Annotated in this window: 23 protein-coding genes; 13 read left to right on the top strand and 10 right to left on the bottom strand. The window is 65.5% G+C overall.

Features of this window, described 5'->3' with window-relative positions:
- Positions 1-49: 49 nt before the first annotated feature.
- The 7 genes from BHE01S_RS19860 (at position 50) to BHE01S_RS19830 (ending at position 6,822) form a co-directional block, all read left to right on the top strand.
- The gene (locus BHE01S_RS19860) at positions 50-1,792 is read left to right on the top strand and encodes an ABC transporter permease (RefSeq protein ID WP_042266917.1); all 1,743 of its coding nucleotides are present in this window, start codon (positions 50-52) and stop codon (positions 1,790-1,792) included.
- A 52-nt stretch (positions 1,793-1,844) separates the two neighbouring features.
- Positions 1,845-3,155 carry an ABC transporter ATP-binding protein gene (locus BHE01S_RS19855; RefSeq protein ID WP_042266915.1) on the top strand — a complete coding sequence of 437 codons (1,311 nt, stop codon included), beginning with the start codon at positions 1,845-1,847 and terminating at the stop codon, positions 3,153-3,155.
- Positions 3,156-3,281: 126 nt separating this feature from the next.
- On the top strand, positions 3,282-4,319 hold the full coding sequence (locus BHE01S_RS19850) for a zinc-dependent alcohol dehydrogenase family protein (RefSeq protein WP_042266913.1): 1,038 nt from the start codon (positions 3,282-3,284) through the stop codon (positions 4,317-4,319).
- A 6-nt stretch (positions 4,320-4,325) separates the two neighbouring features.
- Positions 4,326-5,186, top strand: a complete 861-nt coding sequence (locus tag BHE01S_RS19845) for an LOG family protein (protein WP_042266911.1) — start codon at positions 4,326-4,328, stop codon at positions 5,184-5,186.
- Between the two features lie 37 nt (positions 5,187-5,223).
- On the top strand, positions 5,224-5,697 hold the full coding sequence (locus BHE01S_RS19840; RefSeq protein ID WP_042266909.1) for a hypothetical protein: 474 nt from the start codon (positions 5,224-5,226) through the stop codon (positions 5,695-5,697).
- A 37-nt stretch (positions 5,698-5,734) separates the two neighbouring features.
- A complete protein-coding gene (locus tag BHE01S_RS19835) occupies positions 5,735-6,043 on the top strand; it encodes a DUF1488 family protein (protein WP_042266907.1) in 309 nt (102 codons plus the stop codon).
- An 89-nt stretch (positions 6,044-6,132) separates the two neighbouring features.
- The gene (locus BHE01S_RS19830) at positions 6,133-6,822 is read left to right on the top strand and encodes a CBS domain-containing protein (RefSeq protein ID WP_042267026.1); all 690 of its coding nucleotides are present in this window, start codon (positions 6,133-6,135) and stop codon (positions 6,820-6,822) included.
- A gap of 184 nt (positions 6,823-7,006) precedes the next feature.
- Here BHE01S_RS19830 and BHE01S_RS19825 read toward each other — a convergent pair whose 3' ends face one another.
- Both BHE01S_RS19825 and BHE01S_RS19820 read right to left on the bottom strand, forming a co-directional pair.
- Entirely contained in the window at positions 7,007-7,510 is a 504-nt protein-coding gene (locus BHE01S_RS19825) for a universal stress protein (protein ID WP_042266906.1), read from the bottom strand.
- A 44-nt stretch (positions 7,511-7,554) separates the two neighbouring features.
- Entirely contained in the window at positions 7,555-8,394 is an 840-nt protein-coding gene (locus BHE01S_RS19820) for a universal stress protein (RefSeq protein ID WP_042266904.1), read from the bottom strand.
- A gap of 254 nt (positions 8,395-8,648) precedes the next feature.
- Between BHE01S_RS19820 and BHE01S_RS19815 the strand changes: the two genes are divergently transcribed.
- The 5 genes from BHE01S_RS19815 to BHE01S_RS39140 all read left to right on the top strand — a co-directional run bounded on the left by BHE01S_RS19815 (position 8,649) and on the right by BHE01S_RS39140 (position 11,967).
- A complete protein-coding gene (locus tag BHE01S_RS19815; protein WP_042266903.1) occupies positions 8,649-9,083 on the top strand; it encodes an Hsp20/alpha crystallin family protein in 435 nt (144 codons plus the stop codon).
- 171 nt (positions 9,084-9,254) lie between these two features.
- Positions 9,255-10,088, top strand: a complete 834-nt coding sequence (locus BHE01S_RS19810) for a universal stress protein (RefSeq protein ID WP_167337697.1) — start codon at positions 9,255-9,257, stop codon at positions 10,086-10,088.
- Positions 10,089-10,189: 101 nt separating this feature from the next.
- Complete coding sequence (locus BHE01S_RS19805; protein ID WP_052405996.1) at positions 10,190-11,197, top strand: universal stress protein; 1,008 nt, start codon at positions 10,190-10,192, stop codon at positions 11,195-11,197.
- A 110-nt stretch (positions 11,198-11,307) separates the two neighbouring features.
- Positions 11,308-11,547 (top strand): hypothetical protein, encoded by a 240-nt coding sequence (locus BHE01S_RS19800; RefSeq protein WP_042266899.1) that lies wholly within the window; start codon positions 11,308-11,310, stop codon positions 11,545-11,547.
- Positions 11,548-11,616: 69 nt separating this feature from the next.
- Positions 11,617-11,967 carry a hypothetical protein gene (locus BHE01S_RS39140; protein ID WP_042266898.1) on the top strand — a complete coding sequence of 117 codons (351 nt, stop codon included), beginning with the start codon at positions 11,617-11,619 and terminating at the stop codon, positions 11,965-11,967.
- Between the two features lie 31 nt (positions 11,968-11,998).
- Here the strand turns inward: BHE01S_RS39140 and BHE01S_RS19790 are convergent, their stop codons facing one another.
- The 7 genes from BHE01S_RS19790 to BHE01S_RS19760 form a co-directional block, all read right to left on the bottom strand.
- The gene (locus BHE01S_RS19790) at positions 11,999-12,367 is read right to left on the bottom strand and encodes a DUF3564 family protein (RefSeq protein ID WP_042266896.1); all 369 of its coding nucleotides are present in this window, start codon (positions 12,365-12,367) and stop codon (positions 11,999-12,001) included.
- Positions 12,368-12,401: 34 nt separating this feature from the next.
- Positions 12,402-12,737 carry a c-type cytochrome gene (locus BHE01S_RS19785; protein WP_042267022.1) on the bottom strand — a complete coding sequence of 112 codons (336 nt, stop codon included), beginning with the start codon at positions 12,735-12,737 and terminating at the stop codon, positions 12,402-12,404.
- A 301-nt stretch (positions 12,738-13,038) separates the two neighbouring features.
- Entirely contained in the window at positions 13,039-13,827 is a 789-nt protein-coding gene (locus BHE01S_RS19780) for a helix-turn-helix domain-containing protein (RefSeq protein ID WP_042266895.1), read from the bottom strand.
- 13 nt (positions 13,828-13,840) lie between these two features.
- Entirely contained in the window at positions 13,841-14,248 is a 408-nt protein-coding gene (locus tag BHE01S_RS19775) for a response regulator (protein ID WP_042266893.1), read from the bottom strand.
- A 125-nt stretch (positions 14,249-14,373) separates the two neighbouring features.
- A complete protein-coding gene (locus tag BHE01S_RS19770) occupies positions 14,374-15,027 on the bottom strand; it encodes a response regulator (RefSeq protein ID WP_042266891.1) in 654 nt (217 codons plus the stop codon).
- Entirely contained in the window at positions 15,024-17,105 is a 2,082-nt protein-coding gene (locus BHE01S_RS19765; RefSeq protein WP_084069020.1) for a PAS domain-containing sensor histidine kinase, read from the bottom strand. The genes BHE01S_RS19770 and BHE01S_RS19765 overlap by 4 nt, the downstream gene beginning before the upstream one ends.
- A gap of 199 nt (positions 17,106-17,304) precedes the next feature.
- Positions 17,305-18,744 (bottom strand): MBL fold metallo-hydrolase RNA specificity domain-containing protein, encoded by a 1,440-nt coding sequence (locus tag BHE01S_RS19760; protein ID WP_084069034.1) that lies wholly within the window; start codon positions 18,742-18,744, stop codon positions 17,305-17,307.
- A 481-nt stretch (positions 18,745-19,225) separates the two neighbouring features.
- On the opposite strand from BHE01S_RS19760, the gene BHE01S_RS37910 reads away from it, so the two are divergent.
- Complete coding sequence (locus tag BHE01S_RS37910; RefSeq protein ID WP_157025496.1) at positions 19,226-19,426, top strand: hypothetical protein; 201 nt, start codon at positions 19,226-19,228, stop codon at positions 19,424-19,426.
- 208 nt (positions 19,427-19,634) lie between these two features.
- On the opposite strand, the gene BHE01S_RS19750 is transcribed toward BHE01S_RS37910, so the two are convergent.
- Entirely contained in the window at positions 19,635-20,660 is a 1,026-nt protein-coding gene (locus BHE01S_RS19750; protein ID WP_042266887.1) for an Acg family FMN-binding oxidoreductase, read from the bottom strand.
- Positions 20,661-20,674: the final 14 nt, after the last annotated feature.

Below are 20,674 nucleotides of genomic sequence, written 5' to 3'. Positions count from 1 at the left end.
GCCACGAGCGGCCCGAGGTCGAACGCAGCCGGGTAAGCAGGGTATTGCCATGGAACATCATGCCGAAGTACTGAGAGGACTGCGCTGGTACCCGCGCATGCCGGGCTGGCGCGACGTGGCGGCCGTGGTGCTGGTGTTCGGCACGATCGTGCTGCTGGGCGAGGGCGCGCGCCAGATGACGGGCCCGCTGGCGGGCGGGCACGGAGCCGTCATCTCGCTCTCGCCCGCGGCGCTGCCAGGCTATACGCTGCGCACCGTGCTGCGCATGATGATCGCGCTCGCCGCTTCGTTCATCTTTACGTTCACGTACGCGACGCTCGCGGCAAGAAGCCGCCGGGCGCGGCGCATCCTCATCCCGCTGCTCGACGTGCTGCAGTCGGTGCCGATACTCGGCTACCTGTCGTTCACGGTCGTGTTCTTCATGTCGCTCTTTCCGGGCAACGTGCTGGGCGCCGAACTGGCCTCGATTTTCGCGATCTTCACGAGCCAGGCGTGGAACATGGCGTTCAGCTTCTATCAGGCGCTGCGCACCGTGCCCTCGGATCTGGACGAGGCGAGCCGCAGCTTCCGTCTGTCCGGCTGGCAACGTTTCTGGCGGCTCGAAGTCCCGTTCGCGATGCCGGGGCTCGTCTGGAACGCGATGATGTCGATGTCGGGCGGCTGGTTCTTCGTGGTGGCTTCGGAGGCGATCTCGGTGGGCGACGTACAGGTGGCGCTGCCCGGCGTGGGGTCGTGGATGGCGCAGGCGATCATGAAGCACGATCTCGTGGCAGTGGGCTGGGCGATACTCGCCATGAGCCTCGCGATCGTGCTCTACGACCAGTTGCTGTTTCGCCCGCTGGTGGCGTGGGCCGACCGGTTTCGTTATGGCGATATCGCGGTGCAGGCTTGCCCGCGCAGCTGGTTGCTCGACCTCTTTCATCGCTCACCGTGGATGCAGCATGCGTGCCGCCCGGCTGGCGCGGCGCTCGCGCGCGCCGCGCACCTGCGTCTGTCGCCCGGGGCAGGCTGGCGCGGTTTCGAGCTGGCGAAGGGGCCGTTTTCGCGGCGCGCGGGCGAAGCGCTCTGGTTCGTACTGTGCGCCGCGGCCGTGACAGCCGCGGCCATTGCCGTGCTGCGCTATGCCGCGCCGGCTCTCGCATGGGCCGACGTGGTCGATGCAGTGCGCAACGGCTTGCTCACTTTGCTGCGAGTCGCGGTACTCATTGCGCTTGCCTCCGTGATCTGGGTTCCGGTGGGCGTGGCGGTGGGGCTTCGCCCGAGGCTCGCGGCCTGGGTCCAGCCGGCGGCACAATTCCTGGCTGCCTTCCCCGCCAATCTGCTGTTTCCCGTCGTCGCATTCTGCATCGTGCGCTTCGGGCTCGCCCCGCAGATCTGGCTGTGCCCGTTGATGATCCTCGGCACGCAGTGGTACATCCTCTTCAATGTGATAGCCGGCGCCACGGCGTTGCCGAGCGATTTGCGCGAGGCGGCGACGAGCCTGCGGCTGCGGCGGCGCGCGCGCTGGCTGCAGGTGCTGCTGCCCGGCATCTTCCCGTATTACGTGACGGGCGCGCTGACGGCGAGCGGCGGTGCGTGGAACGCGAGCATCGTGGCCGAAACCGTCAACTGGGGCACGACCCGCCTCAGTGCAGGCGGCCTCGGCGCCTATATCGCGCAGATGACGGCACGGGGAGACTACCCGCGCATTGCGCTTGGCATCGCTGTCATGTCGATCATGGTCGTCGCCGCCAACCGTTTGATTTGGCGGCCGCTCTATGCTTTTGCCGAACGCCGTACGCGGCTTGCCTGAACGCCTCGCCATGGAAATCGCCCCGATGCCCGGTCCCGCCCGCTCCTCTGCGATGGCAGTCGATGACGCGCCTCATGCCAACACCGCTGCGCCGGTGCTCGAACTGGATCACGTGGGCATGGCGTTCGCGCGGCCCTCCGGCGAGCCGCTGCCGGTGCTGGTGGATATCGACGTGACGCTGCGCAAAGGCGAAATCCTCGGTCTGCTCGGGCGCTCGGGATCGGGCAAATCGACGCTCTTGCGCGTTGCAGCCGGCCTCGCGCTGCCCACGTCGGGCCGCGTACTGTACCGATGCGCGCCGCTCGCGGGGCCCGCGGAGGGTATCGCCGTGGTGTTCCAGACCTTCGCGCTCTACCCGTGGCTCACGGTGCTCGCCAACGTCGAGCTGGGACTGGATGCATCCGGACTCCCGCCCGCTGTGGTGCGCGAGCGCGCGATGTCCGCGATCGAGATGACCGGGCTCGACGGCTTCGAATCCGCGTTTCCGCGCGAACTATCAGGCGGCATGCGCCAGCGTGTGGGTTTTGCGCGGGCGCTGGTGAGCGGGCCGAAACTGCTGCTGATGGACGAACCGTTTTCGGCGCTCGACGTGCTCACCGCCGAAACGCTGCGCAGCGACTTTCTCGACCTCTGGACCCAGCGGCAAACCCCGATCGAGGCGGTGCTCGTGGTCACGCACAACATCGAGGAAGCGGTGCTGATGTGCGACCGCATCCATGTTCTGGGCGGCCATCCGGGCCATATCGTGGCGACGCTGAATGTGCCGCTGTCGCGCCCGCGCAACCGGCTCGACCCGGCGTTTCGCGCCATCGTCGACACGCTGTACGGAATCCTGACCGCGAGGCTCGCCGAATCCGCCAGCGGCTCAGACGCGGTGCGCGGCGCGTTCGGGCTGCGACTGCCGGCGGTGTCGAGCCATCGTCTCGTCGGGTTCCTCGACGCGCTCGCGGCAGCCACGCGCGACGGCCACACAGAACTGGCCTCGATGGCCACGTCGCTGATGCTCAAGCCCGACGAACTCTTTCCCATTGCCGCGGCGCTGCACCTGCTGGCATTCGCAGAGCTGCAGGAGCGCACGATCAAGCTCACGGCGGCCGGACGCATGTTCGCCCACGCCGCCGACAGCGAACGCAAAAAGCTCTTTCGCGAACACGTGGTGCAGTTCGTGCCGCTCATTGCCCACATCCGCGAGGTTCTTGACGAACGGGAAGGGCACCGCGCGCCGCGTGCGCGCTTCGAACTGGAACTCGAGGACCACCTGCACCGCGCCGATGCCGAAACGACCCTGCGCAGCGCGATCGACTGGGGCCGGTACGCCGGCTTGTTCAGCTACGACGATCACACGCGCACGTTCGGCGATTGAAACTGCCGGCCTGGCGGGTGCTTGATCGATGTCAAATCTTGCGGCCTCCCCGCCGCTCATCATAAGAAAGGCGTTAATACCGTCACGACCGCGCCCGCGGTCGTTCCGAAATTTCTCGGAGGGAACATGAAAGCACTGGTCTACAACGGTCCGGGCAAGTTCGCGGTCGAATCGCGGCCGATGCCCGTCTTGCAGGATCCTGGCGACGCGATCGTCAAGATGTCGAAAACGACGATCTGCGGCACCGATCTCCACATTCTCAAGGGCGACGTGCCGAGTTGCGAGCCCGGCCGCATTCTCGGCCACGAAGGGGTGGGTGTCGTCCATGAAATCGGCGGCGGCGTCTCGACGCTGAAAGTCGGCGATCACGTGCTCGTCTCGTGCATCTCGAGCTGCGGGCAGTGCGAGTACTGCCGGCGCGGCATGTATTCGCACTGCAAGACGGGCGGCTGGATACTCGGTAATCGCATCGACGGCACGCAGGCCGAATACGTGCGGACGCCGCACGCGCAAACGAGCCTGTACCGGATTCCCGACGGCCTCGACGAGGCCGCGCTCGTGATGCTCTCGGACATCCTGCCGACGGGCTTCGAGTGCGGGGTGCTCAACGGCAAGGTCGAGCCCGGCAGCACGGTTGCCATCGTCGGTTCGGGGCCGATCGGGCTGGCCGCGCTGCTCACCGCGCAGTTCTATTCGCCCGCCCGGATCATCATGATCGACATGGACGCCAACCGTCTGGAATGCGCGAAGAAGTTCGGCGCGACGGCGTGTATCGATCCGCGCGCGGGCGACGCCGTCGCGGCGGTGATGAAGCTCACGGACGGCGTGGGCGTGGATTGCGCGATGGAGGCCGTCGGCGTGCCTGCGACGTTCGAACTGTGCCAGCAGATCGTGGCGCCGGGCGGCACGATTGCGAACATCGGCGTGCATGGCGTGCCGGCGTCGCTTTTCCTCGACAAGCTCTGGGACCGCAACGTGGCGATCACGACGCGTCTCGTCGACACGGTGAGCACACCCATGCTGCTCAAGACCGTGTGCGCCGGACGCATCGATCCGAACCGGCTGATCACGCATCGGTTTGCGTTCGACGACATGCCCAAGGCCTATGAGACGTTTTCGCACGCCGCGAGCACGCAGGCGTTGAAAGTCATCATCGAGATGTGATTCGCCATGGGCAACCGGGGCCTTTCCGCCGCAGAGCGTCCCGCACCTCGCGTGCGCCGGCTCGTCGAAAGCCAGAGCTATGTTCAGGCCGACGAGGACGCGGCGTTTCTGCGACGTCCGGAAATGTGCGGCGTGCGCCTTCAGCTCGACTACTGGAAAACCGAAGAGCGGCTGCAGCGATCCGGTATCGCGCATACCGTGGTCGTCTACGGCAGTACGCGCGTCGCCAGCCCGGCGCAAGCGCGCAAGCGGCTCGCCGCGGCGCGCCGTCTGGCCCTGGCCGGCACCGATGCCGAACAGCAGCGCGAACTGCGCGTGGCGCAAGCGCTCCTGCAGCGCAGCATCTACTACGACATCGCGCGCAAGTTCGGTACGCTGGTCGGCCATGCGCCGGGCACCAGCAAGCTCCCGAGGCTTACGGTCGTGACGGGCGGCGGCCCCGGCATCATGGAAGCGGCCAACCGTGGTGCGTTCGATGCAGGCGCGCCCACGGTGGGGATGAATATCGCCTTGCCGCGCGAACAGTTACCCAACGCGTATCTGACGCCGGAACTGTGCTTCCGCTTCCACTACTTCGCCATTCGCAAGCTGCATTTTCTGGAGCGCGCGAAGGCAGCCGTGTTCTTTCCCGGCGGATACGGAACCTGCGACGAACTCTTCGAAGTCCTGACGCTCCTGCAAACGGGCAAGATCGCGCCGATCCCCGTTGTGCTCGTGGGACAGACGTGGTGGCGCAGCGTAATCGACTTCGACGCAATGGCCGAGGCCGGCATGATCGACCCGGACGATCTTGCGCTCTTTCGCTTTTGCGAATCGGCCGAGGAAATCTGGGATGCAATTCGCAACTGGTATGGAGAAACGGGCTGAGGCGACATGTCTGTCAGTCCGACGCAAGGAGAGAGAAATGAACTGGCTCACTGATTACTTCGCGCAACGCACGCCTGAACTGTGCCTCTCGCTCGCGGCATGGCCGCCTCTGCGCCTCGGGCCCGAAGGTCCAGTGCCGCAATCCCTGCGCTGCCTGCCGTATCCGGGCGCAACGCTGGTTTACCGGCCCGCGGAACGGATTTCCCACGGCGGACAGACCATCGAATTGCCGGCATGCTACGAGATGCGCAGCCCCACGGCTTTGCAGGCGACCGAGTGGGCACGCAATGCGGATGGCGCCGCTTTCTTCGAATCGGTGAAGATCTTTGCGCCGTCGTGCTACAACCCCGACTTCCTCGTCACGATCAACGACTCGCTCTCGTTTGTTCCGGTGTTTTCGGCCGATAGCGCTCCCGGCTTTTTTGGCTCGTGCATGGCGCGAGCACCCGCCGCGGCAGAAATATTGCACATGGAACTGCCATGGTCCTTCCAGGGTTACATCACGATCTAGCTCGTTCGCAAGCGCCCATGCGCGGGAGTGCATCAGCATGAACATCATCTTTTCCGACCGGCCGCCGCACTATGACGCCGACCGGCTCGCATTGACCTTTCCCGCCACGGCCGGCGACATGCACGTCGAATGTGCGATCACGGCCGAGGCGCTCGAGGATCATTTCGGCGCCGCCTCCCTGCGCGAGACGGATTTGCGCGGCGCGTTTCTTGCCCACCGGGCCGCGATAGAAAGGGCGGCGGCCCGCATGATCGAGGCGACGCAGTCCGAAGCGATCACGCTCCACAGCGGCTACTTTCGCATGTACAGGGATTCGGACAATGCCGTGAAAGCCCGGTCGCAGTAGGGCCGCACGCTTGATTCAAGTCAATGTGCGCAGCGCGGCAGTCTTTAAATTGAGTCATATTGGGGCGTTGGCCCTTAATGGAGGACCTCATGCAAGCATCAAACATCATGACGACGGACGTCATCACCGTGCGCCCCAATACGTCGATCTTCGAGGCAGCGACGCTGCTCACCGAACATCATATCAGCGGCATTCCGGTAGTCGACGATGGCGGAGCGGTTGTCGGCATACTCAGCGAAAGCGATCTGCTACATCGTGTGGAAACGGGCACCGGCAAGCCGCAGCGAAGCTGGTTTGGCGAATTTCTCCATTCGACACGCAAGCTAGCGGGCGAGTACCTCAAGGAAAACGCGGTGAAGGTCGGCGATGTCATGACGAGCAATGTCGTTTCGGTTGCGCCTTCCACGCCGCTCAGCGAAATCGCTGACGTGCTCGAACGCCTGCATATCAAGCGTGTGCCCGTGCTCGATCAGGGAAAGCTGGTGGGTATCGTAAGCCGTGCGAACCTGATACGCGCGTTGGCGAGCGCCGCGCGGCCCGATCAGGCGGCCATGGCTTCGGACGAAGCCATCCATCGCAACGTGATGCACGCGCTGGATGGGCATCGCTGGGCAATGGCGGCGGAGAACGTCGTCGTCAAGGAGGGGGTCGTCCACTTCTGGGGTACGGTGAATTCGGAGGAGGAGCGCAAGGCGATCCTCGTCTCCGCGGAGCGTGTGCCTGGCGTCAAGGGTGTCGAGGACCATCTCGGATACCCGGTCGTGTTCGCGCCGATGTAAGGAACGGGGAATTCAGGCGCGGTGAAGGCTGGGCCAGCAATACGACTGGCCCGGTTTTCTTTCTGCCTCGCTGTTTGTCGCGGCGCTTCTTGCTTGTTCTTGCTTGAGGAGGGAATCCGCGGCGATTGCTTCGAGCAAACGTGACTCACAAACGTGACCCACGCGCGGCTGACCGTACAGCCGCTCAGGCTGGTACGTGCGCGTTGCGCTTCGCCTGCTTGTCCTGGTCGGACGCCGCCGCGTGCGCAGCCGGTACGAGCAACACGGGACAGCGCGCGCACCGCAGCACGCGCTCCGCAACGCTGCCCAGCATCAGGCGTCGCACACCACGGCGCCCGTGTGTGCCCATGACGATCAGATCGGCATGCCAGTCGGCAGCCGCCTGCTGGATGCATTGTGCGACATCTTCCGCTGGGAACTCGACTTCAACCGAGCGCGATGAGCCTTTCACGCCTTGTTGCGCCATACGCGCATCGGCATCGGCACGAATCATCCGTCCCTCCTCGATATACGCATCGCGCACGATCGAAGGATCGTAGCCGGGCACGTCGTACGCGATGATGGGCAGGTCGACCACGTAGAGCGCCTGCAGCTGCGCGCCGGTGTCGAGCGCCAGTCTGATCGCGGCGTCGAGAGCGTGTGAGGCGGTCTTGCTGCCGTCGAGGGCGACCAGAATGCGCGAGTACATGGTAAGGCTCCAGGGGAAGCTGAACGGAATCGAGGCGAGGTCCGTCAATGAGACATGAGCACCGGCAGTGTCATCGAGGCAAGGATGGAACGCGTGGCGCCGCCCAGTACGAGTTCCTGCAGGCGCGCGTGCCCGTAGGCACCCATCACGAGCAGATCGTAGCCGCCGTCGGCCGCATAACTGAGCAGCGCATCGCCTGTGGATTCGGCTGTGTCGCGCTTGAACCGGGTGATATCGACCGTCGTCGCGCCATGGCGCGCAAGCATGGCCGCGAGGTCGGCACACGACGCCTGCGACTCGGCGGGCGTAAAGGTCGTGGAAGCGGCCACGATGGTCACGTGGGCGGCCCGCGCAATGAAGGGCATGGCGTCGTGAACCGCGCGCGCGGCCTCGCGGCTTCCGTTCCAGGCTACTAGCACGCGTTCGCCGACCGACTCGAAACTGCCTGTATATGGCATCAGCAGCACAGGGCCGCCCGCGCCCAGAAGCACGGTCTCCGGAAAGTGTTCGGCAATATAAGATTCCGGATCTTCCTGATCGGTTTGCCCGAGGATGACGAGATCGGCAGTCCGGCTGCGCTGCATGACCGCCATGACGGGATTGCCCTCTGGAGCCATCCAGGCGCCGTCGACCTGCGCTCGCGCCAGTTCGGCGCGAAAGAGCCGTTCGATCGCGCCGCGTTGTTCGCGGCGCAGCTTGCGGTGCGTCTCGTAATAGTCGGCTGTGCCGGCCATCACGTAAAACTCGCGCGGGTTCGGCTCGAATGCCGCAAAGAGCCCATCCAGATGCGCGCCGAACCGGCGGGCCAGCTTCAGCGCAAGCGAGAGTCGCGCGCTCGCGCGCGCGCCCGTATCCATATGCACCATGATCGTCTTGTAGCTCATCGTGATCTCTCCAGCGAACGGGGTGGTCGCGCCGCCCCTCGGGGCGGAGAACGTGATTCGAGTCTAAGAATGGAGGGCTCGCGGCAGTTGACTTGAATCAATCATCTGTTCACGGACAAGCAGGGCGCGCGCGCATTGCGGGAGAAAGGAGACATTGAGGCAGATCAATCAGAAAACGTGCTTACTGCCTAAATTGGGTACAGCGCGACTCATCGCAGGGTTGTGCGCCACGAAGGGCTAAAGGAGGCAATGCAATGAGCAATCTGACACGTTATGACCCGTTTCCCATGGAGCCTGTTTCGGACCTCTTCCAGGGGTTGTTTCGGCCGATGCGCGGGATGCTCGCCGCGGAGGAAAACGAACTCTCGGCGATCAAACTCGATGTCACGGAGAACGAGAAGGCTTACACGGTAAAAGCCGAACTGCCGGGTGTGGACAAGAAGGACATTGACGTCAAGATCGACGGGAATGTGGTTTCGATTCATGCAAAGGTCGAGCGCAAGACCGAGCAGAAGGAAGGCGAGCGCGTCATTCGCCGCGAGCGCTACAGCGGGTCTTTCGCTCGCACGTTCTCGCTTGCCAGCGACATCGACGAAACCACCGCCAATGCGCAGTATCAGGACGGCGTGCTCTCGCTCACGCTGCCGAAAAAGGCGGCCGCCGAGCAGAAGCGGCTGCAGATCCAGTGAGCGCCTGAGGTCTTCGGGACGGGGGAGAAGGCGCGTCGATCGGGCATGAAAGCACGGCGCGCGCCATGGCGGCGCAGGGGCATTGACCCCGCGCCCTTTTTTTGCGCTGATGCAGCCCGGCTTGCGCACGGCGCAATGCGTAGCGGGGACATGAGCGAGAGGGGGACAAAAATGAAACGACCGACTGCCGCGGCCGCCAGCAGGCAGCACGTTGCGCCTTATTCACGCCTCTATGTCCTGTTCACCGGAATGGAGCGCGTAGCCTCGCTGCTCGACTGCGTAGCGGGCTGGGCAGTTCGTGGCGCGCACGTACGGCTTGCGGGCCTGGCACCTTCGGCTTCGCTGACGGATTCGGATCAGCGGGCCGCGCAGAACTTCTCCCATCGGATCACCCTGGCCGCGACGCTCGAAGCCGCTCGCGAATTGCTGGCGCTACGCGGAATCGAGGCGGACTGTGAATTCCTCGGCGCGGAGCCGGACAGCGCAGCGCGCAACGAGGCGCTTGCACGCGCGGTCCGCGGCTGGCAGGCAGACTTGACGATCGGGGCGCCGGCCAATCCGGTCGCTCTCGCGGGCGAAACGGCCTGCCCGGTGCTTTTGCTGCCGACGCCCACCGCGCGCCACTGTTCGGTGCCGCCGCGGCGTGTTTTCGTGGCGGCCGATGCAAGCGCGGCGTCGGCTTGCGGCGTGCGTGAAGCGGCGAGGCTGGCCGCACCTGGCACGGCAGTGCGCGTGGGATACCTCGCGTGCGATCCGGCGGCCGCGCAGCATCCAGAGGACTTCGACGCGGTCGTTCTCGAAGCCGAGCACGATGGCGAGTCGACGGCGCACGCGATCATTCAGGCGGCACTGCAGTGGCGCGCGGACCTGCTGGTGCTCGGCACGCGCGGCGGCCATGAAGGCGGGCGGTGGCGCTACGCGAGCGTCGCCGCCGACGTGGCGCAGCGCACGGTGCTGCCGCTGCTCCTCGTGCCGCAGGGCGCGAAAACGCCGATGCTGGCGTGAGGACAGACCCAGGACGCGGCCACTCATCGTGCCGCTATGGTCTTTGTTCAGTTGAACTGGATACGTACATGGAAGTGCCATCGAAACCTTTCCACCGCCTCATGGCCGCCGCCGAAGGCGGAAGTGGCCTCGCTGCGCTTGCGAAATTTGCTTGCCGCCTTGCAGATCGCGATTCGGCCCTCAGTCTCGTCGAAGTCATCGCCGATCCGGCCTCGCTGATCCCCGCGCTCAAGTCGGGCCTGCCGGACAGCGCCGAGACACATGCCGCGATGCTGCGCCGGGCAAAACTCCACTTGTGCGACGCCGCAGCCGCGTTAGCACTCGAGCGACGCAAACCGGACGTGCAACTGCTCGATCTCTCGGTACTGCATACGACCGCGCCTGTCGCCGCTGCGCGCGCCGCCAACTCTCTCGACGCCGATCTGGTGGCGCTTGCCGCACATCACCCCGGGCAGCACTGGGCGTGCAGGCTCGACCCGGAGGAAATCGCATACGCGACACGCCGCACGTTGCTGTACGTGCCGTCGCAGTTGCTTGCCTTGGAGGAACCCCCTCTTTCCCGCGCGCTGATTGCCGTCGACGGAAGCGCGAGTGCCTACGGCGCCCTTCGACTCGCAGTTGGGTGCATACCGGCCGAGGTGGAATTGCGCGTGATCTACGTCGTCGAGCGCACGCTCCGTGTGGGAGGGCGAGAACTCGACCATCTGTTCGAGGACGACCGTGCCAGTACGCTTGCCCATGCACGAGCGCTCGTGACGTCCCGCGGCGCCCGGGTATCGCTTGCGGCGCTGGCGACGGACGTCGAACTCGACGACGTCGCCAGCACGATATTGCGCGAGGTGCGTAGCTGGGGAGCCGATCTGCTCGTCATCGGGCTGCAGGGGCGGCGCATGCGGACACAGGCGCTGCCCGGCAGCGTTGCCTCGCACGCCCTGCGCGCCGCCCCGTGCCCGGTTCTCGTTGCCGCGCCGGCGAAGTGCGCAACACATCGGGCGATGGCGACGCGCGCATCGCACGGGGCAGGTGATGGCAGTAAAACGCCGGTCCGCTCTCGCAGCAGCGCGCGTGAGCGCCGCGTCACGCAGACCTTCGGTAGCGCACCGCGGTGAGCCGTGCGAGTCAGGTTGATATGCATCAATTTGCTTCGGCTACCCGGTCTTATCCTGAATTCAACCGCAGGTCCAGTCAATCGCCGCCACGCCCCAGGGGGAACGCAATCATGTCACTTACCGGCCATATCGATTCGGACGCCTGGAGCGTCCAGGCACTCACGTCGCCGGCCCCGCAAGGCGGTTTTCGCTGCGAAGTCAGTGTCACGCACGGCCCGCAGACGCAGTGCTTCTCCCACGCCTTTGCGCATCACCGTGTGTTCGAAACCGAGCGGGAAGCTGTGCTCGAAGGGCTGCGCGAAGGGATGGTGTGGATCGACCTGAAAATCCGTCACGCGTTTGAAGTGTAGTCAGGCGTGGTCAATGGCGGCGGCAAGCCTTCGGGCAGCAACAACGCGGATTTCTGAAGGGGCGCGGTGATGGGACTCGGGATGCAAATCGTTTATCTGGGTTTCCCCGGTTCCGCTGCCCTCGAGGCGGAAGCCGGCGTTCAGCTGCTGCGCCTCGAGCGGTTCAGCGGCGTGCTGGCAGGTTGTCATCTCGCGATCGAGCGGATGCGCCACTTGCAGCCTGGAAGCCAACAGCCGGCCTATGACGTTCGTCTCGACCTCGTTTCGGCTTCGAGGGAACTCGCGCCGCTGGACCATTGCGAGGGCGACGACCCGGTGGCCGCCATGCGTGCGGCATTCGACGCGGCCGAGCGTCAACTCGGTTCCGCTGCGCCCGCAAGCGCCGTTTTTCGAAGCGGTGCTGGGCGCCGCGATCACTGAGCACCGTGGCGCCCGAAGAGGAAGCCCTCGATCAGACTTCGTCAGCGAAGAGGCCATCCTCGGCATCGGGCACGCTCTCGTCGACACATTGCACGTGCCAACGTCCTTCGAGTGGCCCGGCGTTCAGGCGCTCGCGCCATCTGACGCTACCGCATTCGCCTTCATACGGGCCTTCGCTCGCCTCAAGGTTCAGGCCTTCGAGTGTGCAGACCTCGCCCCGGTCCTGACACGCGAACAGGCTGGTGCCGCCCGGGGATGGAAGGCATTGCCCCCATTCGGGCAGACTCACGCCCGCGTGGCCTTCGCGGGACCATTTCCTTGCTTCGGTGTCGATCCAGACGATCGCGTAAGCGCAAGGGTCGAGCTGGTCGAAACTGTCGAGATGGACGGTAACACGCATGAGGATGCTCCTTGCCTTTAGACATCCGGTGCCATTACTGGCTCAGTACCCATTGAACGAGCGTACGTGCATCCTGGGCCGAGAGCGGGCCGCCGCGGTCGCCGGGCAGGGGCATGGGCATGTCGCCCCAGTGCGCCTTGCCGCCGTGCCTGAGCTTGTCTTCAAGCAGGGTGCTGGCGTTCGGTTTGTCGCGGTAACGCTCGGCGATCTGGTGAAACGACGGCGCGAGAAATGGCGCGTCGGACGTGTGGCAGAACATGCAGTGCTGCTGATCCACGAGCTCAGTGGGTTCGGCGAGCTGCGCATGCGCAGCGACGGCATACAACGAGACGGCGCAGACCGCTGCGGCGTGAAAAAGGATCTTCCTCATCCCGTCATGCAAAGACGGAATCACCATGGCGCAAGCGGCTGGCGTGGGAGTGCGTGACATCGAATCTCTCCTCGAATGCGGCCGGGGAGCGGAAGACTGCCGGCCCGATCCATGGTGTCATCGGCGCCCTTTTTCCCGTTGACATGTGTCAATCGCCAGGCGATTCCGGTGGCGGTCGATCGCATCTGGATCTCCTAAAAAAGCGCGGCGCCGGATACCGGGCGCCGCAACCATACGCGCACTTCAGCGACGAGGCTTGCTGTGCCTACACCGTTGAGCGACCGCAACGCCGCCTTTCGCTTCACACGCGCGCAAGTCCCTCCAGGTCGACGATGCGGATCTGCTTGCCGTTCGGCTCGACGAGGCCTTCGCGCTGAAAGCGCGAGAACATCCGGCTCACGGTTTCGAGCTTCATGCCGAGAAAACAGCCGATCTCCTCCCGGCTCATCTTCAGGTTGAATTGCGCGCCGGAGTAGCCGCGCGCCTCGAAGCGCGCTGCGAGATCGAGCAGAAACGCGGCGAGGCGCTGTTCGGCAGTCATCGTACCGAGCAGCATCATCAGGCTGGATTCGCGCACGATTTCGCCGCTCATCAGTTGATAAAGATGGCGCTGCATGCGCCGGCTCTCGCGGCAGAACGTTTCGAGCTGGCCGAACGGCAGAATGCAAACCGTGCTGTCTTCGAGCGCAATGGCATCGCAGCTGTGCGTCCCGGAACAAACGCCGTCGAGCCCGAGCGGCTCGCCCGGAATCTGGAAACCGGTGACCTGCTCGCGTCCGTCGCGATGCATGACGACCGTCTTGAACGATCCGGTCCGCACGGCGTAGAGGCTCTGGAAGGCGTCGTGCGCGCGAAACAGCGTTTCGCCGCGGTGCACATGGCGTGTGGTGAGAACCACGGTGTCGAGTTGCTGGAGTTCCGTGGACGTGAGGTCCGGCGGCATGCAGCCCGCACGCAGCGAGCAGGTCGAGCAGCGCGTTGCCGGCTGGCGCGGCGCGCTCTCGCGCACGGCGGGCTGCAGCGGCACGACGCGCCAGCGTGCGGACGGCGGGGTGGACAGTGAGGTTTCGCAGGCGGGCTCGGCATACATGATCGTCTCCAGTTCAGCGCGCGGGGGTGACGCGCTGTTTCACTAACGCTTCAATGGCTTCGCAGGCGGCTTCAAACTCGGACGTCTTGTCGAAGAAGAAATGGGCTCCCGCCTTTTGGCAGGCTGCGCGAAACGGTGCGCCGGAGTGATTCGTCAGCACGACCGTCACAACCGATGGCTGCTCGCGGCCAAGCAGGGTGAGCAATTCGATGCCGCTGCCGCTCGCGAGCCTCAGATCGACCACCGCGACGTCCGCACCGCTTTGAGCGATGCCGGTCAGGGCGCTAGCCGCATCCTCGGCTTCGCCAATCACGGTCACATCGGGAATGGCCGACAACGCTTCGGCGATTTTCCTGCGCACCGCGGTCGCATCCTCGACGAGGAAGACCTGCAGGCGCTGGCGGACAGGACTGGCTTTCATGTAGCCAGTATCGTCAACGCCATCTCGGAAAAATATCGGCGGTGATGGAAAGTGACGTACGCGGAACGGAAGACGTGTAGGGCGATTCCTACAGTCATGCGGCGATCGGCCGCGACGCCCGAGGGTCAGGCTTCGTCGGGATCGTCGATGAGCTTGTGCCGCATCGCGTAGCGCACGAGCGCGGCTTCGTGCGGCATCTGCATCTTTTCGAGGATGCGCACCTTATAGGTGCTGACGGTTTTCGCGCTCACGCAGAGTTCCTGCGCGATTTCGGTAATGGTCTGTCCGGACGCGAGCCGGCGGAACACTTCGAACTCGCGGTCGGAAAGCCGTTGATGGGGCAGCGTGTCGGCCGGCTCGTTCAGGCTCTGGGCGAAGCGTTCGGCCATCGTCATGCTGACATACACGCCACCGGCGGCGATCTTCGTCACGGCGCTAACCAGCTCCGTGCTGGCGCATTCCTTGGTGAGGTAGCCGGAAGCGCCCGCCTTGAAGGCGCGTACCGCGTATTGCTGCTCGGCGTGCATGGTCAGCACGAGAATGCGCAACCCGGGCTTTTCGTCCTTGATCTGCTTGACGAGATCCACGCCGCTGCGCCCTGGCATCGAGAGATCCAGCACGAGGACCTGGGCGGGGTGCTCGCGCACGAGCGCGAGCGTGGTCGCGCTGTCGCAGCCTTCCCCGATGACTTCGAACTGGGCGTCGAGTGCGCTTTCCAGTATGCGGCGCAGACCGTCGCGCATGAGCGCATGGTCGTCGGCGATGATCACCTTGATCATGATGCGGCCTCTTCGGGCAGGAGAGCATGGAGGGCGAACGTGATCGTCATGGTAAAGCCCTTTCCGGGCGCGGTAGCAATGGAAACGGTGCCGTCGAGCATGTGAGCTCGCTCGCGAATGCCGAGCAGGCCAAACGACTTGTCCCGCAAAGCGTTGGCCTGCGTGCTGGCGGGATCTGCGGGGGCGCCGGTCGCGCCAAGCCCGTCGTCGGCGATGCGCAGGACGCAGCTTGGTCCGTCCACCTTGAGCGAAATTTCGACGAGGCTCGCGTCGGCATGACGGGCGACATTGGTCAGGGCTTCCTGAACAATGCGAAAGAGTGCGGAGGAAGCGGTGTTCGAAAACATTGTGGCGTCCGCGTTCAGATCGCGTTCCACGGCAATACCGTAGCGGTTCGTGAAGTCGTTCGCCAGCCACTCGATGGCCGGCACGAGGCCGAGATCGTCCAGCATGACCGGCCGCAGGTCGGCCGCGATGCGCCGCAAGGCTCCCACCGTCGAGTCGATCAGGTTGCGCATGCCGGCGAGGCGCGCCGGGACGTCGCTGGCGTCATTCTCCCCAAGCCGGCGCTCGAGCGCGGAGAGATCGATCTTGAGCGCGGTGAGCTGCTGGCCGAGGTCGTCGTGAAGCTCGCGCGCGATGCGTGTCTTTTCGGCCTCCCGCACGTTCTGCAGATTGGCCGACAGTTCCCGGAGTTCTTCGCGCGAACGCGTGAGCGCGTCCTCCGCGCGCACGCGTTCAGTGATGTCGCGCAGCATGACCGTGAACAGCTTGCCCGAGTCGTCACGGATCTGCGAAATCGATGCCTCGATGGGAAACTCCTCGCCGTTGGCCCGCAGCCCGTGGAGCACCCGTTGCGGGCGGCCCATCTGGCGCTCGGTGACGCCGGTCTCGCCAAACTGTTCGACATGCTGCGCGTGCGCGGCCCGGAACCGCTCGGGAATGAAACGCGAGAGCGGCGAGCCGATCGCTTCCATGGCGGACAGGCCGAACACCTGTTCGGCGGCCGGATTGAAAATTACTACGCGCTGGGTATCGTCGACGGTGACGATCGCTTCCATCGACGAGCGGATGATCCCCATCATGCGGGCTTCGTTGAGCCGCGCGTTGCCTGCGACCTTCGTGGGCGCCAGGTTTGCACGCATGAGGCGTTGCACGAAAAACGCGAGCGCGGCGGCCCCGAGCGCCCCCGCGAGCAGAATGGCCGTGGCGCAGGCTGCTGCCCCCGTAAGCGCAGGACCTGCGTCGGCACTGACGTCGAGCACGAGCGTTGCGCCGCCAAACACGAACGGATCGTTCCGCCGGAACCGCTTGCCGGGCAACACCTCGTCTTCTTCGCCGCGCTCACTCGTGTAGAGGTCCAAAGGAGGCGTGCCGATCCGGGCGCGGAACACAAGCCCAGGATCGGCGGCAGCGAGCGGTGCGAAGAGCCGCCCTGGGTCCAGCAAGGCAACCGCGAAGCCGATGACCTTCTGCACGTTGCCTGGTGCATCGGGTCCCGTCTCGTAAACGGGCAGCCAGAGCGTGAGAAGCGGTGGCGCGTTGGCCAGCGCCGGCAGCGCCGCGAGTGCGGCGTTGCCGGTTTCGGCAGCGTAGCGTCGTGCGGCGCGCGTCGCCTCGGTCTGCGCAAACGCGTTTGCGGGAAGATTGGCGCTCAGGCCGGCCCATTGCGTCGCGACTGCTGCGCCTGCCGCCGGGTTGGCGTACTGGGTGACATAGCCGAGCGCGGTGATCGCCGAACGGGAGTTGTCCAGATCGATAGCGGAGACAAAGTGCTTCCAGGCTGCCCGATCGGGGCCGGGCGTCTGCGCGAGCAAGGCGCGTGCGCCGCGCAAGATGGCCTCGTCGGCAATCAGCGCCTGCCTGAGCGTTTCGTGCAGCGCCGCCGCTCGCCGGGTGAACCGCTGTTCCGCCGCCGCTTGCCACTGTCGCGTAACGAACGTTGCAATGACGCCAGCCAGCGCGAAGGCCACGATGAACGCCAGCGCGGCCGATACGGCCGGTTCGCGCAGACGCTGGACAATGGCGGGCCACGCGCCTTGTCCAGCGCGCATACGCCGGTCAGCACCCGCGCTCATGCCGACTATCCGGGAAGCAATGCTTGCGCGAGATCACTGCGTAGGCCATTCGCATATGAAGGATCGACTCCAATGGGGGTGACGCCGACACCCCGTGCACGAGGGATGCACGCCCATTTTATGAGCCACTCGAAGCCGTGTCTCAAAAAAGTTTGGCGCTTGTCCTCCAGGCGCGCGCGGGACGCGCCGGGCCAGCAGTTCAGGGCGCCGCGCCTGCCGCCGGCGCGGGCGCCGGTTCCTCGGCGGGGCTCGGCGTGCAGGGGTAAGGCCGCACGGCTTCCTCGGCGAGTTCGAACGACTGCCCGTATTCCGGCACGCAGCAATCCCAGTGCAGCGTCTCCACGATGCGCCGGCGCAAGGCATCCGCCGCCGCGGGCTCGCCGTGCGTGACAAACGTGCGCACGGGCGGGCACGTCATACCGGCAAGCCAGCGCAGGGTTTCCCGGTAATCGCTATGCGCGGACAGGGAGGTGATCGAGGAGATCTCGGCGCGCACGCGCACGTAGTCGCCATGCAGCTTGATGGCTGGCGCGTGAGCCTCGAGCGCGGCGCCGCGCGTGCCGGGCGCCTGGTAGCCGACGAGCGCGATCGTGTTGCGCGGGTCCGAAGCGTAGAGGCTCAGGTGATGCAGAACGCGGCCGCCGGTGGCCATGCCGCTGCCTGCGATGACGACCATGGGGCCGCTGCGTCCGGCAATGGCCTTCGACTCGTCCACCGTTCGCGCCATGAACGCCGCATGATCGATGGCATGCACCTGCGAGACCGTCAGCCGATGGTCGCTCATGTGACGCCGGTAGAGGTCCGTCACGCTGATCGCCATCGGACTGTCCAGGTAGACCGGAACATTCGCCATGCGGCCCGACAGTTTCAATCGCGCGATGTAGTAAAGGACTTCCTGTGCGCGTCCCACGGCGAAGCAGGGCATCACCACGATCCCGCCACGCGCAAAGGTGCGCGAAAACATCTCGGCGAGCTCGTCTTCGGGGTTGAGCGCGTCGTGCAGCCGGTCGCCATAGGTCGATTCGACCACCAGGTAGTCGGCATGCACCGGCGGGGATGGCGCACGCACGATCGGATCGTCCGGGCGCCCGAGGTCGCCGGAAAACGCAATGACCGTATGCCCGTTGCACAGCACGACGCTGGCCGCCCCGAGGATATGGCCGGCTGGCAGCAGCCGGAAGCTCAGTTGCTCGCCGAGCGCGACGGGTTCATCGAATGGGCGCGGCGCGATGAGCCGCAGCGCCTGTTCGGCGTCTTCCAGTGTGTAGAGCGGCAGCGCAGGATGGTGTTTGGAGAAGCCGTGACGGTTCGCAAACGCCGCGTCTTCCTCCTGTAGCCGTGCGCTGTCGCGCAGCATGACGCCGCACAGGTCCGCGGTGCCGGGCGTGCAGTACACCGGGCCGCGATAACCGCTGCGTGCAAGGACTGGCAGGTAGCCGCAATGGTCGATATGAGCGTGCGTGAGGATGACGGCATCGAGCGAGCCGGCGGGGAAGGGCAGCGGATCCCAGTTGCGCAGGCGCAGGTTCTTGGTGCCCTGGAACAGCCCGCAGTCGATCAGCACCCGCTTGTCCCCCGCTTCGAGCAGGTAACGCGACCCGGTGACCGTCTGGGCCGCGCCCAGAAACGTCAGCTTCATCATGCTCTCCTCGCTTCACGCGCGACCTGCGCGCCCGACATCGATTGGAGCGCACGCCTGCCCGCCGCCTTTGACTTGAATCAGACGAAGCGGCATTGACGCGGACCCGTCTCGACTTGAGGTAGATCAATCGAAACGAGGCCCGGGCCCTTACCCTGGAGTCGGTGGCACGCGGTCGCGAGCCGATCTTCGGGCGGGGGAGACAAAAATGTCGCGCAGGTTGTCCTACGGCTGGGCGCTTGGCCTGACGCTGTTGATTGCATCGCTTCCGGCTTGCACTACGTACCGGGAGACGGGCCGCGACGCCAACGCCGCCTTCCGCCGGTCCGAGACCGAGCTGCAAGCGCGACGAGAACAGAGTGCAATCCAATGCGCAACGCCCGACGACTGTGCGCAGGCCTGGGCCCGCGCCAGGGCCTTCGTCCAACGGCACTCGCCCACGCCAGTCGAACGTACGACAGACGAAACGATCGAGACACGCATGCCGCATGAATTCGGCATCGCGTACTTCTGGGCGGTACGGCAAATGGCGGCGGACGGAACGACGACGATACGGCTCAAGGGCATGTGCCGCGGCATGTACAGCACCGGCAACGGGCCCGGCTGGCTCTATGCGCGCTGCGCCGAACAGATCCTGCAGGCGCAACTCGAATTCGTGCGCGAAATGGGGAGTGTCAGATAGCGCGTGCGGGTGTTGGCTAACGTCCAGCGCACATGTGCTTTGGCTCTTTGGCTGAATGTTCAGGGCGGCCGTAGCGAATTCGCCGGGCTCGCGCCAGCCACGTCACACCATACGTCACATCGATATGCCGCATGGCAAGGCAAATTCCTTGCCGCGTCCGGATCTGTTGCAGGCTCGAGAATCCAGACGATTTGCCTGGGACGAGGACCTACGCCACGACTTCGCTCAGCGGGCGGCGCGGTGACGGCGCGTCCGGCGTGCCGTGTCCGATGCGCAGCAGAAGCTGCGGACAAGCGGATTCCGGCATGCCGAGCAGCGTGCCTAGCTGCGCGCGCAGTTCGGCCACTTCGATGGGCTGGTTCAGATAGGAGGCGCACAGTCCGTGCACTGTCAGCACGAGCAGCACCCGCTCGAGCGCCTCGCCCGCGGCAAGCCAGGCCTGCGCGTCGTCGACGCTCGTCGCGATGCACAGCAGCAGGGGCGAGCCGGCCGCGAGCTCCCGATGGGTCGCCGCCACGCCGCCACCCATGTCGAAGGTACGGATCGCGGAGGCGACGAGCGGGGTTGCGAAGTCGAGCAGGGAGCCAAGTCCGGCCGCATAGGCCGGCATGCCGTCGCCAGTGCGGCGCGGATGGATCCATTTCGCGAGTTCGCGGCGGAACCTCGGATCGGCGAACTGCCGCCGGTCGGCTTGCGCGATGAGGTCGGCGATCGCCTCGCGCTTCGCGGCTTCGGTTGCGCATGCAACGTCAACCCCCTCGGCGCGGGCCGCTTCGACCAGTTCGTGTTCGACGGCTGCCGGGACCGGCGCGGGAGAAAACGGGTGGCGCGTGGTGACCCGCAGCGAAATGGCATTGAGCAGCGGAACCAGGTCCGCGCCCACAGGCCGCTCACGAAGCAGGCGCACATCGGCGAGCAGGTCGGGATCGAGGCTCGTTGGAAAGAGCGTGATGGCATAGCCGATGCCGAGACTCGCGAGCGCCACGCGCAGGTTGAAGAGCGCCGCGCCGCAACTGATGATCAGCTCCCGATCGAAAGGATCGACGACCGGCAGCGCCCGCAGGCGGTCGGCGCACAACAGGATCCGGTCGTGGGCGGGCACGAAACGCCACGGCTGGCTGTTGTGGCTCGACGGGGCGAGCGTGGCGTGGCGCACGGCGTAACGCAACGCGTAGTCGTCGAGCTTGTCGAGCGGGGTGGCGCTGGCGGCAGCGTCGTTGGGATGATCGAGCATGGTGGTTTCCCGCC

This window comes from Paraburkholderia heleia NBRC 101817, from assembly GCF_000739775.1.
Classification (GTDB): Bacteria; Pseudomonadota; Gammaproteobacteria; order Burkholderiales; family Burkholderiaceae; genus Paraburkholderia; species Paraburkholderia heleia.
Note: the sequence above shows the minus strand (reverse complement) of the source record. Positions and strands in the feature narration are given on the sequence as shown.